The organism is Paraburkholderia pallida, assembly GCF_004524855.1.
Taxonomy (GTDB): Bacteria; Pseudomonadota; Gammaproteobacteria; order Burkholderiales; family Burkholderiaceae; genus Paraburkholderia; species Paraburkholderia oxyphila.
This window is the reverse complement of record NZ_CP038148.1, coordinates 2,971,094-2,986,425: the sequence shown is the minus strand read 5'-3', so window position 1 is coordinate 2,986,425 and position 15,332 is coordinate 2,971,094. Positions and strand designations below refer to the sequence as shown.

Sequence of the window (15,332 nt, the reverse complement as noted above, 5' to 3'; positions counted from 1 at the left end):
GGATTCGGGGTACGGAACGCGCGGCGCGCCCGCTAACGGCAAGTTTACGCCGTTCGGCGCGGCTTCGCGGCTATGCCGCCCATGCTTTGCACCGCATGGAGCCGCCGCGACGCCCGCTGCGTATGCGATGCGCGCGCAGCGGGTAGCCCGTTTGGCATAGTGCGACCGGCGGTTTCAGTGCGACGCGGCTCGGCGATCTGCGCCTGGCCTTTGGGCTAGCTGGCCGATCGGCCGAGGGCCGGTGGTCCGCCAGGCCGATGTGCCGCGATGCGGCGAGCAGCCATGCCATATCACGCATCGCGCCAGGCCGCGTACCGGCAGCGCGCGGGCTCGCAAGCCGCGCGCGCCTGTCCTGCACGGGCTTACTGCTTGCGCCCGGCGGCGCGATAGCCGATGTCGTGGCGATACTGCATGCCGTCGAACGAGATGCGGTTCACGGTCTCGTACGCGACGTTCTGCGCGCTGCGCACGGAATCGGCGAGGCCGACCACGCACAGCACACGGCCGCCCGAGGTGACGAGCTTGCCGTCGACGATCTGCGTGCCCGCGTGGAAGGTGACCGAAGCGTCGGTCTCGGCGGGGATGTCGCTGATGCGGTCGCCCTTGCGCGGCGTCTCCGGGTAGTTGTACGCGGCCATCACCACGCCCAGCGCCGTGCGGCGGTCCCAGTCCAGCTCGACCTGGTCGAGCGTGCCCGCAATGGCGTGCTCCACGACCTTCGAAAAGTCGCTCTTCAGGCGCGCCATGATCGGCTGCGTTTCCGGGTCGCCCATGCGGCAGTTGAACTCGAGCGTCTTCGGGTTGCCCTGCGCGTCGATCATCAGGCCGGCGTAGAGGAAGCCCGTGTAGCGGATGCCTTCCTTCTCCATGCCCGCCACGGTCGGCAGGATGATTTCGCGCATCACGCGCGCATGCAGCTGCGGCGTGACGATGGGCGCGGGCGAGTAGGCGCCCATGCCGCCCGTGTTCGGGCCCTGGTCGCCGTCCTGCAGGCGCTTGTGGTCCTGGCTCGAGGCGAGCGCGAGCACGTGCTTGCCGTCCACCATGACGATGAAGCTCGCTTCCTCGCCCGCGAGGAATTCCTCGATCACCACGCGCGCGCCGGCGTCGCCGAACTTGTTGTCGGCGAGCATCATGTCGATGGCCTGATGCGCTTCTTCGAGCGACATCGCCACCACCACGCCCTTGCCTGCGGCGAGGCCGTCGGCCTTGATCACGATGGGCGCGCCGTTTTTCTCGACGTAGGCGTGCGCGGCTGCGGCGTCCGAGAAGGTCTCGTAGGCGGCCGTGGGGATGTTGTGGCGCTTCATGAACGCCTTCGCGAAGTCCTTCGAGCTTTCGAGCTGCGCGGCTTCCTTCGTCGGGCCGAACACCTTCAGGCCGCGCTGGCGGAACACGTTGACGATGCCGGCCGCGAGCGGGGTTTCCGGCCCGACCACGGTGAGGGCGATCTGCTCGCGCTCGGCGAAATCGGCGAGCTCATGGATGTCCGTGATGTCGACGTTGGCGAGCCGCTCGTCCTGCGCGGTGCCGCCGTTGCCCGGTGCGACGTAGACGACCTGGACGCGCGGCGCCTGCGCAAGCTTCCACGCCAGCGCATGTTCGCGGCCGCCAGACCCGACGACGAGTAACTTCATGTAAATCCCCGAAAGACCAGAACCAGAAACAGTTGCGGCCGGCGCAACCATGCGCCGGCCGTGAAATCGTAAGGGCGGCGAACCGCGGGCGGCCACCCGCCGGGTGGCTAACCAGGGGCGGCGGCCGTTGCACGGCCCGTCACCCGTCTCGCCCGCGTTCGCTCGCGCCGATGCCGCTTATTCCTCGTCGATCGACGCGTTGGTGTACACCTCCTGGACGTCGTCCAGGTTTTCGAGCGCGTCGAGCAGCTTTTGCATCTTCACTGCGTCGTCGCCCGTGAATTCGACTTCCGTTTGCGGCTTCATCGTGACTTCGGCCATTTCCGCCTTGAAGCCCGCGCCTTCGAGCGCGTCCTTGACCTTCTGGAAGTCGTTGGGCGGGCAGATCACCTCGATGCTGCCGTCGTCGTTCGTGACGACGTCGTCGGCGCCCGCTTCGAGCGCGGCGTCCATCAGCTTGTCTTCGGCCGTGCCCGGCGCGAACAGGAACTGGCCGACGTGATCGAACATGAACGACACCGAGCCGTCCGTGCCCATGTTGCCGCCGAACTTCGAGAACGCGTGGCGCACTTCCGCGACGGTGCGGGTGCGGTTGTCGGTCATGGTGTCGACGATGACGGCCGCGCCGCCGATGCCGTAGCCTTCGTAGCGGATTTCCTCGTAGTTCGCGCCGTCCACGCCGCCCACGCCGCGCTGGATCGCGCGGTTGATGTTGTCCTTGGGCATGTTGGCGTCATAGGCCTTGTCGACGGCCAGACGCAGGCGCGGGTTCGAGTCGACCTCGCCGCCGCCCATGCGCGCCGCAACCTGGATTTCCTTGATGAGCCGTGTCCAGACCTTGCCGCGCTTGGCGTCAGCCGCCGCCTTCTTGTGCTTGATGTTGGCCCATTTCGAATGACCCGCCATACCTTTCTCCGTCGCACGCTTTTAGCGTGCATGGTGCAGTTGTCGTTGCTGCAGTTTTCAATACGTTTGTCAGGGCGCGGCATGTCGCGCTCGAACGTGCGCGGCTAGTGGCTTCATGCCGGTGTGCCCATGGTAGCTATCCGCCCGAGTCTTCCTGACTGGCTCTGCCCGACCGGGTCTGCCCGACCGGGTTTATCCGCTCGATGCTGGTCGCCCGTGGCCGGTGCCTGGCGCTGCTGGCGCTCGCGGCCGGGCTTGCAGGGTGGCGCAGGGCGCTGCAGTTTCGCCTGGCGCGTGCGCCGGATGCACGGCGCAACTCGCGCAGGCTGGCAAGTGCCGGTGGGCCGGCCAGGATCGTTCCCGAGCCGCCCGGTGCCGCGTCAGGCGCTATGCGGCATGCTTCGCGACGTCCCCGGGACCGCTTCGTGACCAGCAGGCGGACCTTAATTTTATCACGCCGGGCTCGCCCGGCCTCAGCCGTCGGTGCGATTGAGTGGGGATTTCGCGGGCGCCGCGCGGGCGTGCGCGGACAAAGTTCGGAGGAAAGCGAAGGGCGAGGAAAGGCTTGAGGGGCGGCTGGGAGTGCCGCCCCCCCCGGCGGCATCAGTTCTTGGTGCCGAACAGGCGGTCGCCGGCGTCGCCGAGACCCGGGACGATGTAGGCGTGCTCGTTCAGGTGCGAGTCGAGCGAGGCCACGTAGAGGCGCACGTCCGGATGCGCCTGCTGGAACACTTCCACGCCCTCGGGCGCGGCCACCAGCGCGAGGAAGCGGATGCGCTCGCCGGGCACGCCACGGCGCTTGAGCACGTCGATCGCGTGCGCCGCCGAGTAGCCAGTCGCGACCATCGGATCGCACAGGATGAAGGTGCGGTCCTCGAGGTCGGGCAGGCGCACGAGGTACTCGACGGGGCGGTGGTCGTCGGCGCGATAGACGCCGATATGGCCCACGCGCGCTGACGGGATCAGCTCGAGCAGGCCGTCGGACATGCCCACGCCCGCGCGCAGCACGGGCACGATCGCGAGCTTCTTGCCGGCGATCACGGGCGCGTCGATCTCGACGAGCGGCGTCTGCACGCGGCGCGTCGTGACGGGCAGCTCGCGTGTGATTTCGTAGCCCATCAGGAGCGTGATCTCGCGCAGCAACTCGCGGAACGTGCGCGTGGACGTGTCCCGGTCGCGCATGTGGCTGAGCTTGTGCTGGATCAGCGGGTGATCGAGGATGAAAAGATTCGGAAAGCGGCTGTCCTGTTTCATGGCGGGGCGCACGAGGCTGCAAGGGGAAATCGGGGTATCGGTCGTGCCGCAGCCGGACGGTTGGGTCCGGTGTGGCTCGCGGGAGCGCTGGGCCGCGCTACAGGCGCAAGTATACGAGAACCGGGCGGGAATTGAGCGGGACTCGGACTGGACGGGGGCGAATGGCAGCGGTGCATACGTTCCTGCCGCCCGGTCGCGTTTTGCGACCCACGATCCGCGGCGTCCCACGCGCGCGGCCCGATTCTTCTAGAATCGCAAAAATCGGACGGGCAAGCAGGCGAAATCGGGCAAAGCCGCACCGCGCTCGCCGCCGTTGCTCCGCCGTCACCGAATCGTCACGCCAACCACGAGGACCTTAAACGATGGACATGGGCATCGCAGGACGCAGCGCACTGGTGTGTGCGGCTAGCAAGGGATTGGGGCGCGGCTGCGCCGAGGCGCTCGCGGCCGAGGGCGTGAACGTCACGATCGTCGCGCGCACGGCGCAAACGCTGGAGGAGACCGCCGCGCAGATTCGCGCCAAAACCGGCGTCGAGGTCAAGGCCGTGGCCTGCGACATCACCACGGAGGCGGGCCGCGCCGCGGCGCTCGCCGCCTGCCCGTCGCCGGACATTCTCGTGAACAACGCGGGCGGCCCGCCGCCGGGCGACTTCCGCACCTACACGCACGAAGCCTGGCTCGCCGCGCTCGAGGCGAACATGCTCACGCCGATCGCGCTGATCCAGGCCACCATCGACGCCATGAGCCAGCGCGGCTTCGGGCGCATCGTCAACATCACGAGCTCCTCGGTGAAGGCGCCCATCGACGTGCTCGGCCTGTCGAACGGCGCACGCTCGGGCCTCACGGGCTTCATCGCGGGCATCGCGCGCCAGGTCGCGAACACGGGCGTGACGATCAACAACTTGCTGCCGGGCGCATTTGACACCGACCGCATCCAGGCCACCATCGTCGCGCAGTCGAAGGCGAGCAACCTCTCGCTCGACGAAGTGCGTGCGCGCCGCATGAAGTCGATTCCGGCGGGGCGCTTCGGCACGCCCGAGGAGTTCGGCAGCGCCTGCGCGTTTCTGTGCAGCACGCATGCGGGCTATATCACGGGACAAAACTGGCTGATCGATGGCGGCGCCTATCCGGGCACGTTCTGATCCGGTACGTTCTCACGCGCGCATGGCGGCGCAATGCATGAGCGCGCCGCCATGCGCATGAACGACACACTCAACCTCACCGAAAGAAGGAAGATGGCCATGCCCACCCGCGTCGCGCTCATCGCGCACGACCACAAGAAGGACGATATCGTCAGGCTGAGCGGCGAATACGTCGACACGCTGCGCCGCTGCGAGCTGCTCGCGACTGGCACGACCGGCGGCCGCATCGCCGCGGCGCACGGCCTGAACGTCGAACGCATGCTCTCGGGCCCGCATGGTGGCGACCTGCAGATCGGCGCGCAGCTCGCCGAAGGCAATGTCGATGTGGTGATCTTCCTGCGCGACCCCATGACCCCGCAGCCGCACGAACCCGACATCAACGCGCTGGTGCGCGCCTGCGACGTGCACGACGTGCCGTGCGCAACCAACATCTCGACGGCACGCATGATCCTCGACGTGCTCACGCTGCGCATGAAAGACGAGATCTGAGCGCATTACGGCGCCACTCACAGGACTCACAGGACACAGGAGGCAAGATGACCAAGGCAATCCGTTACGACAAGACCGGCGGCCCCGAAGTGATGAAGTGGGTGGACGTCACGGTGGGCGAGCCGGGCGAGGGCGAGATCCGCGTGAAGCAGAGCGCATGCGGACTCAATTACATCGACGTGTACTTTCGCACCGGGCTCTATCCGCAGCCGCTGCCCGCGGGGCTCGGCATGGAGGCCGCGGGCGAAGTCGTGGCGGTGGGCAAGGGCGTGACGCTCGTGAAGCCGGGTGATCGCGTGGCCTACGTCGCGCGTCCGCCGGGCGCGTATGCGCAGGAGCGCGTGCTGCGCGCGGACCAGGTGATCCGCCTGCCCGACGCGATCAGCGACGAGCAGGCCGCCTCGGCCATGCTCCAGGGGCTGACCGCGCAATATCTGCTGCGCCGCACGTATCGCGTGAAGGCCGGCGACACGATCCTGATCCAGGCGGCCGCGGGCGGTGTCGGCCTCATCGTGTGCCAATGGGCCAAGGCGCTTGGCGCAACCGTGATCGGCACGGTGGGCTCGGACGAGAAGGCCGAAGTCGCGAAGGCGTACGGCTGCGACTTCCCGATCGTCTATACGCGCGAGGACTTCACTGCGCGCGTGCGCGAGATCACGAACGGCGCGGGCGTGCCCGTGGTGTACGACTCGATCGGCAAGGACACGTATACGAAGTCGCTCGACTGCCTCGCGCCGCTTGGCATGTTCGTGAGCTTCGGCAATGCGTCGGGGCCGCTGCCGCCCATCGACTCTTCGGAGTTCGCGGGGCGCGGCTCGCTCTTTTTCACTCGCCCGACGCTCTTTACCTATATGGCGAAGCGCGCCGACTATGAAGCGATGGCCGCCGAGCTGTTCGAGGTGATCGCCTCGGGCAAGGTCAAGACCTCGATCAACCAGCGTTATGCGCTGCAGGACGTGGGCCAGGCGCACGCCGATCTCGAAGCGCGCCGCACGACGGGCTCGACCATTCTGCTGCCGTAACTTCGCGGCGTCGAAATCGCTTCGTTCGACCGAGGCGCGCGTGTCAGTCACGCGCGCCTTTTTATTTGCCGTTGATCTCCCGACGATTTCCTTCGAGCCTGGCTAGCCGCCATGGGCCAGCCGTCCCGGCTGCCGATCCACTTCGCATGCCGCCGCGTTTACGCGATTTTTATACGCGTGCCAATACCTTTGATCCGGATTTAACGCGATAACCAGTACCTTACCGCCATCCGTCATCCGCGAATGGAGAACACGACAATGGATGTGCTGTATATCGGGGGGCTGGCGGTCTTCGCCGCGCTCACTTACGCGTTGATCGCCGGCTGCGAGAAGCTCATGCAGTACCGCCGCGCCGATCAGACCGCGACGGGAGCGCGCTCATGACCTGGATTTTCTGGCTATCGGGGGCGGCGACGCTGTTGCTGTTCGTCTATCTCGTCCATGCGCTCCTGCGCGCGGAGGAGATCGAATGAACGCCAACAATCTGCTCCAGACGGGGATTTTCATCGTCGTCCTGCTGGCGCTCGCGGTGCCCGTCGCGGGCTATATCACGCGTGTGCTGGACGGGCGCTCGCGCGTCGTGCGGCTGTTCGCGCCGCTCGAGAACCTGCTTTACCGCATCGCCGGGGTCGACCCGAGCGCCGAGATGAACTGGAAGCGCTATGCGCTCGCCACCATCTCGTTCAACGTGCTGGGCGTGGGCTTCCTTTACGTGCTGCTGCGCGTGCAAGGCTGGCTGCCCGGCAACCCGCAGCAGTTCAGCGCGATGACGGTGGACGGCGCGTTCAACACGGCCGTGAGCTTCGTCACCAACACGAACTGGCAGGACTACACGCCTGAGCAGACCGTGAGCTACCTCACGCAGATGCTCGGCTTCACCGTGCAGAACTTCCTCTCGGCGGCCACCGGCATCGTCGTGGTGATCGCGCTGATTCGCGGCTTCGCGCGTCACTCGGTGCAGACCATCGGCAACTTCTGGGTCGATCTCACGCGCACGACGCTCTACGTTCTCGTGCCGATGTCGGCACTGATCGCGGCGCTGCTGATGAGCCAGGGCATGATCCAGAACTTCAAGTCCTACCAGGACGTGCCGACGCTGCAGACCACGACCTACGCGGCGCCCAAGCTCGACGCGCAGGGCAATCCGGTCAAGGACGCGAAGGGCAATCCCGTCACCGTCGACACCAAAGTGACGACGCAGACGCTCGCCATGGGCCCGGTCGCCTCGCAGGAAGCGATCAAGATGCTCGGCACCAACGGCGGCGGGTTCTTCAACGCGAACTCGGCGCATCCGTATGAGAACCCCACGCCGTTCTCGAACTTCGTCGAAATGTTGGCGATCCTGATCATTCCGGCGGCGTTGTGTCTCGTGTTCGGCAATATCGTGGGCGACCGCAGGCAGGGCGTGGCGGTGCTCGCGGTGATGACGATCGCGTTTGCCGTCGCGGTGGGCGTCGAGCTCTCGGCGGAGCAGGCCGGCAATCCGATGCTCGCGAGCCTGAACGTCGATCAGCACGCGAGCGCGCTGCAGGCCGGTGGCAACATGGAAGGCAAGGAAACGCGCTTCGGCATGGCGCAGACGGGCATCTTCGTCGTGGCCACCACGGCGGCCTCGTGCGGCGCGGTGAACGCGATGCACGACTCGCTCACGCCGATCGGCGGCCTCGTGCCGATGCTCTTCATCCAACTGGGCGAAGTGATCTTCGGCGGGGTGGGCTCGGGCCTCTACGGCATGCTGGTGTTTGCGCTGCTGGCGGTGTTCGTGGCGGGCTTGATGATCGGGCGCACGCCGGAGTACGTGGGCAAGAAGATCGAATCGTTCGAAATGAAGATGGTGTCGATCGTCGTCCTGCTCACGCCGATGCTCGTGCTGCTCGGCACCTCGATCGCCGTGCTCGCCGACGCGGGCAAGGCCGGTATCTCCAACCCGGGCGCGCATGGTTTCTCGGAGATTCTCTACGCGTTCAGCTCCGCCGCGAACAACAACGGCAGTGCGTTCGCGGGCCTTTCGGTCAACACGCCGTTCTACAACTGGCTGCTCGCCATCGCGATGTGGTTCGGCCGCTTCGGCACCATCGTGCCGGTGCTCGCCATCGCCGGGTCGCTCGCGAGCAAGAAGCGCATCGCCGTGACGGGCGGCACGCTGCCCACGCACGGGCCGCTGTTCGTCGTGCTGCTGCTCGGCACCGTGCTGCTGGTAGGCGCGCTCACCTATGTGCCGGCGCTTGCGCTCGGCCCGGGTGTGGAGCATCTGATCATGATGGGCGTGCATTGAACCGGGACTTCATCAAATGACACAACATAGTGCAACACGGTCCATGTTCGATCCGGCGCTCCTGCGTCCGGCCATCGTGGACTCGTTCAGGAAACTCAACCCGCGCACGCAGTTGCGCAACCCCGTGATGTTCTGCGTCTACGTGGGCTCCGTGCTCACGACGATCCTCTGGATCGCGGCGCTGATGGGCCAGGCCGAGGCGCCCGCGGGCTTCATTCTCGCGATCGCGCTGTGGCTGTGGTTCACGGTGCTGTTCGCGAACTTCGCCGAGGCGCTCGCCGAAGGGCGCTCGAAGGCGCAGGCCGCATCGCTGCGCCAGGCCAAGCGCGATGTGATGGCGAAGAAGCTCAACGAGCCGCATCCGAAGTCGCCCATCCGCATCATGACCGCGACCGACCTGCGTCGCGGCGACGTGGTGCTGGTGGAAACCGGCGACACGATCCCCGCCGACGGCGAGGTGATCGACGGCGTGGCCTCGGTGGACGAATCGGCCATTACGGGTGAATCGGCGCCGGTGATCCGCGAGTCGGGCGGCGACTTTTCGTCGGTGACGGGCGGCACGCGCGTGCTGTCCGACTGGATCGTCGTGCGCGTGACGGCCAATCCGGGCGAGGCCTTCCTCGACCGCATGATCGCGATGGTCGAAGGCGCCAAGCGCCAGAAGACGCCCAATGAGATCGCGCTGACGATCCTGCTGGTCGCGCTGACCATCGTGCTGCTGCTCGCGACCGCAACGCTGTTGCCGTTCTCGATGTTCTCGGTCGAAGCGGCGAAGATGGGCCACGTGGTCACGATCACGGCGCTCGTGGCGCTGCTCGTGTGCCTGATTCCGACCACCATCGGCGGGCTGCTTTCGGCGATCGGCGTGGCGGGCATGAGCCGCATGATGCAGGCCAATGTGATCGCCACTTCGGGCCGCGCCGTGGAAGCGGCTGGCGACGTGGACGTGCTGCTGCTCGACAAGACCGGCACGATCACGCTCGGCAACCGCCAGGCCTCGGCCTTCGTGCCGGCGCCGGGCGTCAACGAGGAAGCGCTCGCGGACGCCGCGCAGCTCGCCTCGCTCGCCGATGAAACGCCGGAAGGCCGCAGCATCGTCGTGCTCGCGAAGCAGCGCTTCAACATTCGCCAGCGCGACATGGGCGCGCTGCACGCGGTGTTCCTCGCCTTCAGCGCGCAGACGCGCATGAGCGGCGTGGACCTCTCGCCCGAGGGCACGGCCCCCGGCACGCATGGCCGCGAGATCCGCAAGGGCGCCGCCGACGCGGTCAAGCAGTATGTGGAAACGCACGGCGGCCGCTTCCCCAGCGAAGTGGACACGGCCGTGGACGACATCGCGCGCCGCGGCAGCACGCCGCTCGTGGTGGCCGAGATGCACGACAAGGTGGCGCGCGTGCTCGGCGTGATCGAGTTGAAGGACGTGGTGAAGGGCGGCATCAAGGAGCGTTTCGCCGAGCTGCGCAAGATGGGCATCAAGACCGTGATGGTGACGGGCGACAACCGCCTGACCGCCGCCGCGATCGCGGCCGAAGCGGGCGTGGACGACTTCCTCGCGCAAGCGACGCCCGAGACCAAGCTCGCGACGATCCGCGAGCACCAGGCCCAGGGCAAGCTCGTGGCGATGACCGGCGACGGCACCAACGACGCCCCGGCGCTCGCACAGGCCGACGTGGCCGTGGCCATGAACACGGGCACTCAGGCCGCGAAGGAAGCGGGCAACATGGTCGACCTCGACTCGAACCCGACCAAGCTGATCGAGATCGTGGAGATCGGCAAGCAGATGCTCATGACGCGCGGCTCGCTCACGACGTTCTCGATCGCCAACGACGTGGCCAAGTACTTCGCGATCATTCCGGCCGCGTTCGCCACGACGTATCCGCAGTTGCGCGTGCTCGACGTCATGCATCTGAGCTCGCCGTCGTCGGCGATTCTCTCGGCGGTGATCTTCAACGCGCTGATCATCGTGATGCTGATTCCGCTCGCGCTCAAGGGCGTGAAGTACCGGCCGCTCGGCGCCGCGACGCTGCTGCGCCGCAATCTGCTGGTCTACGGCCTCGGCGGCATCCTGCTGCCGTTCCCGTGCATCAAGCTGATCGACATGGTGCTCACCGCGTTCGGCTGGGCTTGATCCACACGCGTCGCCAGATCAATAGGAAACCAAAATGAAAGCGCAGTTTCGACCTCTCATCGTGATCTTCGCCGTGCTCGCGGTGGTCACGGGTCTCGTGTATCCGGCCGTGATGACCGCGTTCGGCCAGGCGGTGTTCCATCGCCAGGTGAACGGCAGCCTCGTCGAGGTGAACGGCAAGGTGGTGGGCAGCGCGCTGATCGGCCAGCAGTTCGACGCGCCCCAGTACTTCTGGGGCCGTCTCTCGGCCACTTCGCCCAATCCGTACAACGCGACGAACTCGGGCGGCTCGAACCTCGGCCCGACCAACCCGGCGCTCGCCGACGAAGTCAAAGGCCGCATCGCCGCGCTCAAGGCCGCCGGCACCGACGTTTCGCAGCCGATTCCCGCCGATCTCGTGACCTCGTCGGCCAGCGGCCTCGACCCCGAGATTTCGCCGGCCGCCGCCGCCTACCAGGTGGCGCGCGTGGCCAAGGCGCGCAACATGGCGCCCAGCGACGTGCAGAAGATCGTGGACCGCTATACCCAGGGCCGCCAGTTCGGCGTGTTCGGCGAGCCGCGCGTGAACGTGCTCGAGCTGAACCTCGCGCTCGACGGTAAGGAGGCGACCTGAGCGTTGGCTGAAGACTGAAGGCAACCGGGCACCGCATGCCGCTTGGGCCGCATGCGGTGCCCGCATTTGCTCGTGTCTGCTCGTGTTTGCTTGCTATTTGCTTGCTATTTGCTTGCTGTTTGCTTATTCCGCGCCGCGGTGAGACGATCTTCCGTAGCGTTCCAGGTGCCTGACCCCGATGCGTCAGGCACGCGCCACTCCCTATGAAATCCGCATGAACCGCCCCGATCCCGACGAACTCCTCGACCGGCTCCAGCGCGACGAAGAACGGCGCCGCCGCGGCAAGCTGAAGATTTTCTTCGGCGCGTCGGCGGGCGTCGGCAAGACCTATGCGATGCTGCAGGCCGCGCGCCGCCGTGCCGAAGAAAGCGTGGACGTCGTGGTCGGCATCGTCGAGACGCATGGGCGCAGCGAGACCGCCGCGCTCACGAACGGTCTCGAAGTGCTGCCGCGCCAGCGCATTGCCTATCGCGGGCGCACGCTCGAGGAGTTCGACCTCGACGCCGCGCTCGAGCGCAAGCCGCAGCTCGTGCTCGTCGACGAACTGGCCCACTCGAACGTGCAGGGCGCGCGCCACATGAAGCGCTGGCAGGACGTCTACGAGCTGCTCGACGCGGGCATCGACGTCTACACGACCGTCAACGTCCAGCACCTCGAAAGCCTGAACGACGTGGTGGGGCAGATCACGGGCATCCGCGTCTGGGAGACGGTGCCCGACCGCGTGTTCGACAGCGCCGACGAAGTCACGCTCGTCGACCTGCCCGCCGAGGAGCTGCTCGACCGCATGCGCGACGGCAAGGTGTATCTGGCCGCGCAGGCCGAGCGCGCGGTGCGCAACTTCTTTCGCAAGGGCAACCTGATCGCGCTGCGCGAGCTGGCGCTGCGTCGCACGGCCGACCGCGTCGACGCGCAGATGCACGAGTACCGCGCCGACCGCTCGATTCAGCACGTGTGGCAGGCGCGCGAGCGGCTGCTCGCGTGCGTGGGTCCGGGCCCCGAGGCGACTGCGCTTGTACGCGCGGCGGCGCGGCTCGCGGCGAGCCTGAAGGCCGACTGGATCGCCGTCTATGTAGAAACGCCCAAGCTCCAGCGCCTGCCCGACGAGGTTCGCCAGCGCACGCTCGGCGCGCTCAAGCTGGCGTCCGAGCTGGGCGCGGAAACGGCCACGCTCGCGGGCGAGGACGCCGCCGTCACGCTCGCGGGCTATGCGCGGCTGCGCAACGTGTCGAAGCTCGTGGCCGGCGCCTCCACGCGCAGCGGCTCGGCGTGGTGGATGCGCGGGTGGCGCCGGCCGTTCGGCGAGCGCTTGGCGGAAAAGGCCGAGGATGTCGATTTGACCCTGGTGCGCGCGAGCGCCACCGATAACGACCGGCTCGCCGGCGGCGTCCCACGCGAAGCATCGGCCGCCGCGCGCGCCGCCAACGCCTGGCGCGCCGCCATCGCCGATAGCGCCGCGCACCGCTCGCCGCCGCGCGCCTATGCGGCGGCGCTCGTGATTTGCGCGTGCATTACGGTGCTCGCGAGTACGCTGCTCGACCGCATCGCGCTCGCCAATCTCGTAATGCTGTATCTGCTCGGCGTGATCTTCACGGCGACCAAACTTGGGCGCGGACCGGGCGTGCTGCTCTCGTTCGCGAGCGTGGCCGCCTACGACTTTTTCTTCGTGCCGCCGCGCATGTCGTTCTCGGTGAGCGACACGCAATACCTGCTGACGTTCGTCGGCATGCTGCTCACTTCGCTCGTGATCAGCCATCTCACCTCGAGCCTGCGCCGCGAGGCGAGCGTCGCGCAGCGGCGCGAGCAGCGCACGGGTGCGATGTACGCGATGGCGCGCGAGCTGGCCGCCGCGCTCGCGACCGAGCAGATCGTGGCGATCGGCAGCCGCCACGTGAACGAGGTGTTCAACGCGCGCGTGGCCATGCTCTTGCCCGACAGCGCGGACAAGGTCCAGCAGAAGATCGAGGACCCCGACCCGAAGGTCATGCTCGAGCCCGGCAGCCTCGACATCGACGTGGGCCAGTGGGTCTATGACCAGCAAAAGCCGGCGGGCCGCGGCACCGACACGCTGCCCGCGGCGGCGGCGCTCTACCTGCCGCTCAAGGCGCCGATGCGCACGCGCGGCGTGCTGGCCGTGGTCACGCGCGACGCGCGCGAGTTGCTGGTGCCCGAGCAGCAGCGCATGCTCGACGCGTTCGCCGCGCAGATCGCGCTCGCGCTCGAACGCGTGCACTACGTGGAAATCGCGCGTGATGCGCTCGTCAACATGGAGTCCGAACGGCTGCGCAACTCGCTGCTCTCGGCCATTTCGCACGACCTGCGCACGCCGCTCACGGCCATCGTCGGCTTTTCTTCGATGCTCGCGCAGACGCACGAGCCCGGCACACCGGCCGACGTGCACAATGCCCGCGCGGGCGAGCTCATCGAGGCGATCCACGACGAGGCGTTGCGCATGACCGGCATCGTCACGAATCTGCTCGACATGGCACGGCTGCAAGCGGGCAGCCTCAAGCTCAACCGGCAATGGACGCTGCTCGAGGAAACCGTGGGCGCGGCGCTGGCCGCGTGCCGCCGCGTGCTGGCGCGCCATCCGGTGCAAGTGAAACTCGAAGAGGGCTTGCCCTTGCTGCAACTCGACGCCGTGCTCATGGAGCGGCTTTTCTCGAACCTGCTGGAAAACGCGGCGAAGTACACGCCGCCCGATACGCCGCTCACGATCGGCGCGCGCCGCATCGAGGAGAACGGCCAGCCGTTCGTGCGCGTGAGCATCGACGACAACGGCCCGGGCCTGCCGCACGGCATGGGCGAGCGCGTGTTCGAGAAGTTCACGCGTGGCGAGAAGGAATCGGCGAAGCCCGGCATTGGGCTCGGGCTCGCGATCTGCCGCGCGATCGTCGAGGCGCACGGCGGTACAATCGGCGCGACCAACCGCGTGGCCGCCGACGGCCACATCGAAGGCGCGTCGTTCTGGTTCGCGCTGCCGGTGGAGGCGCCGCCGCCGCTGCCGGCCGATGCGGCCGAGTTCGACGAAGCCGACCAGACAGGGGATGCCGTGCCCGACGCGCACGAGATCCACGAAGCGCACGCCGTGGAACCCCAACCCGCTGTGGAACCCCAACCCGCCAAGCCCGCCCATGAGTGATCCGAGCCTCGCCGTTGTCCTGATCGAAGACGAAAAGCAGATCCGCCGCTTCGTGCGCGCGTCGCTGGAGGGGGAGGGCATTGCCGTCTACGACGCCGAGACCGGCAAGCAGGGTCTGGTCGAGGCGGCCACGCGCAAGCCCGACCTCGTGATCGTCGATCTGGGCCTGCCCGACACGGACGGCCTCGACGTGATCCGCGAGCTGCGCGGCTGGAGCGATCTGCCCGTGATCGTCCTCTCGGCGCGCACTCAGGAGAGCGAAAAAGTCGCCGCGCTCGACGCCGGCGCCGACGACTACCTCACGAAGCCGTTTGGCGTGTCCGAGCTGCTCGCGCGCATCCGCGCGCATCTGCGCCGCCGCAACCGGGGCGGCGCGAACGAGGCGCCGCAGGTGAGCTTCGGCGAGGTGATCGTCGACCTGGGGCTGCGCCAGGTGACGCGCGGCGGCACACCCGTGCACCTCACGCCGATCGAGTACCGCTTGCTCGCGACGCTCGTACGCGACGCGGGCCGTGTGCTGACACACCGGCAACTGCTGCGCGAGGTCTGGGGGCCTTCGCATGTGGAGAGCAGCCACTATCTGCGCATCTATATGGCGCATTTGCGGCAGAAACTGGAGCGCGATCCCGCGCAGCCCGAGCACATCGTCACGGAGACGGGCGTGGGGTATCGGCTGGTGGGCGTACAGTAGCGGTGCCGTGGCGGGCGGCTACAGGTCGCTCGTGAT

The 15,332-nt window shown here is 67.5% G+C and carries 13 protein-coding genes; 10 read left to right on the top strand and 3 right to left on the bottom strand.

The genetic code is table 11. From position 1 onward, the window contains the following. Positions 1–362: 362 nt before the first annotated feature. The 3 genes from purD to upp all read right to left on the bottom strand — a co-directional run bounded on the left by purD (position 363) and on the right by upp (position 3,797). Positions 363–1,637 (bottom strand): phosphoribosylamine--glycine ligase, encoded by a 1,275-nt coding sequence (purD, locus tag E1956_RS13540; RefSeq protein ID WP_134749597.1) that lies wholly within the window; start codon positions 1,635–1,637, stop codon positions 363–365. Between the two features lie 177 nt (positions 1,638–1,814). Then, positions 1,815–2,543, bottom strand: coding sequence for a YebC/PmpR family DNA-binding transcriptional regulator (locus E1956_RS13535; protein WP_134749595.1), 729 nt, complete (start codon positions 2,541–2,543; stop codon positions 1,815–1,817). Between the two features lie 603 nt (positions 2,544–3,146). Then, on the bottom strand, positions 3,147–3,797 hold the full coding sequence (gene upp / locus E1956_RS13530; protein ID WP_028218566.1) for a uracil phosphoribosyltransferase: 651 nt from the start codon (positions 3,795–3,797) through the stop codon (positions 3,147–3,149). A 362-nt stretch (positions 3,798–4,159) separates the two neighbouring features. Here upp and E1956_RS13525 point away from each other — a divergent pair, with 362 nt between their 5' ends. The 10 genes from E1956_RS13525 (at position 4,160) to kdpE (ending at position 15,296) form a co-directional block, all read left to right on the top strand. Continuing rightward, positions 4,160–4,939, top strand: a complete 780-nt coding sequence (locus E1956_RS13525) for an SDR family oxidoreductase (protein WP_133199448.1) — start codon at positions 4,160–4,162, stop codon at positions 4,937–4,939. A gap of 99 nt (positions 4,940–5,038) precedes the next feature. Next, a complete protein-coding gene (locus E1956_RS13520) occupies positions 5,039–5,428 on the top strand; it encodes a methylglyoxal synthase (RefSeq protein ID WP_028218563.1) in 390 nt (129 codons plus the stop codon). 47 nt (positions 5,429–5,475) lie between these two features. Beyond that, the gene (locus E1956_RS13515; protein WP_134749593.1) at positions 5,476–6,450 is read left to right on the top strand and encodes a quinone oxidoreductase family protein; all 975 of its coding nucleotides are present in this window, start codon (positions 5,476–5,478) and stop codon (positions 6,448–6,450) included. 258 nt (positions 6,451–6,708) lie between these two features. Next, positions 6,709–6,834 (top strand): potassium ABC transporter ATPase, encoded by a 126-nt coding sequence (locus E1956_RS13510; protein ID WP_133199443.1) that lies wholly within the window; start codon positions 6,709–6,711, stop codon positions 6,832–6,834. Next, on the top strand, positions 6,831–6,923 hold the full coding sequence (kdpF, locus tag E1956_RS13505; RefSeq protein ID WP_028218560.1) for a K(+)-transporting ATPase subunit F: 93 nt from the start codon (positions 6,831–6,833) through the stop codon (positions 6,921–6,923). Before E1956_RS13510 ends, kdpF begins: the two co-directional genes overlap by 4 nt. Further along, entirely contained in the window at positions 6,920–8,725 is a 1,806-nt protein-coding gene (gene kdpA / locus E1956_RS13500) for a potassium-transporting ATPase subunit KdpA (RefSeq protein WP_134749591.1), read from the top strand. Before kdpF ends, kdpA begins: the two co-directional genes overlap by 4 nt. A 16-nt stretch (positions 8,726–8,741) precedes the next feature. Further along, positions 8,742–10,853: a potassium-transporting ATPase subunit KdpB gene (kdpB, locus tag E1956_RS13495; protein ID WP_134749589.1), complete on the top strand. Its 2,112-nt coding sequence runs from the start codon at positions 8,742–8,744 to the stop codon at positions 10,851–10,853. Positions 10,854–10,887: 34 nt separating this feature from the next. Next, positions 10,888–11,466 carry a potassium-transporting ATPase subunit KdpC gene (gene kdpC, locus E1956_RS13490; protein WP_134749587.1) on the top strand — a complete coding sequence of 193 codons (579 nt, stop codon included), beginning with the start codon at positions 10,888–10,890 and terminating at the stop codon, positions 11,464–11,466. A 214-nt stretch (positions 11,467–11,680) separates the two neighbouring features. After that, complete coding sequence (locus E1956_RS13485; RefSeq protein WP_134749585.1) at positions 11,681–14,605, top strand: sensor histidine kinase; 2,925 nt, start codon at positions 11,681–11,683, stop codon at positions 14,603–14,605. After that, positions 14,598–15,296 carry a two-component system response regulator KdpE gene (gene kdpE / locus E1956_RS13480; protein WP_134749583.1) on the top strand — a complete coding sequence of 233 codons (699 nt, stop codon included), beginning with the start codon at positions 14,598–14,600 and terminating at the stop codon, positions 15,294–15,296. The genes E1956_RS13485 and kdpE overlap by 8 nt, the downstream gene beginning before the upstream one ends. The last annotated feature ends 36 nt before the right edge of the window (positions 15,297–15,332 follow it).

Bases quoted from the DNA above. Each gene is read 5' to 3' on its own strand.
- purD (WP_134749597.1), bottom strand. From the start codon at position 1,637: ATGAAGTTACTCGTCGTCGGGTCTGGCGGCCGCGAACATGCGCTGGCG.
- E1956_RS13535 (WP_134749595.1), bottom strand. From the start codon at position 2,543: ATGGCGGGTCATTCGAAATGGGCCAACATCAAGCACAAGAAGGCGGCG.
- upp (WP_028218566.1), bottom strand. From the start codon at position 3,797: ATGAAACAGGACAGCCGCTTTCCGAATCTTTTCATCCTCGATCACCCG.
- E1956_RS13525 (WP_133199448.1), top strand. From the start codon at position 4,160: ATGGACATGGGCATCGCAGGACGCAGCGCACTGGTGTGTGCGGCTAGC.
- E1956_RS13520 (WP_028218563.1), top strand. From the start codon at position 5,039: ATGCCCACCCGCGTCGCGCTCATCGCGCACGACCACAAGAAGGACGAT.
- E1956_RS13515 (WP_134749593.1), top strand. From the start codon at position 5,476: ATGACCAAGGCAATCCGTTACGACAAGACCGGCGGCCCCGAAGTGATG.
- E1956_RS13510 (WP_133199443.1), top strand. From the start codon at position 6,709: ATGGATGTGCTGTATATCGGGGGGCTGGCGGTCTTCGCCGCGCTCACT.
- kdpF (WP_028218560.1), top strand. From the start codon at position 6,831: ATGACCTGGATTTTCTGGCTATCGGGGGCGGCGACGCTGTTGCTGTTC.
- kdpA (WP_134749591.1), top strand. From the start codon at position 6,920: ATGAACGCCAACAATCTGCTCCAGACGGGGATTTTCATCGTCGTCCTG.
- kdpB (WP_134749589.1), top strand. From the start codon at position 8,742: ATGACACAACATAGTGCAACACGGTCCATGTTCGATCCGGCGCTCCTG.
- kdpC (WP_134749587.1), top strand. From the start codon at position 10,888: ATGAAAGCGCAGTTTCGACCTCTCATCGTGATCTTCGCCGTGCTCGCG.
- E1956_RS13485 (WP_134749585.1), top strand. From the start codon at position 11,681: ATGAACCGCCCCGATCCCGACGAACTCCTCGACCGGCTCCAGCGCGAC.
- kdpE (WP_134749583.1), top strand. From the start codon at position 14,598: ATGAGTGATCCGAGCCTCGCCGTTGTCCTGATCGAAGACGAAAAGCAG.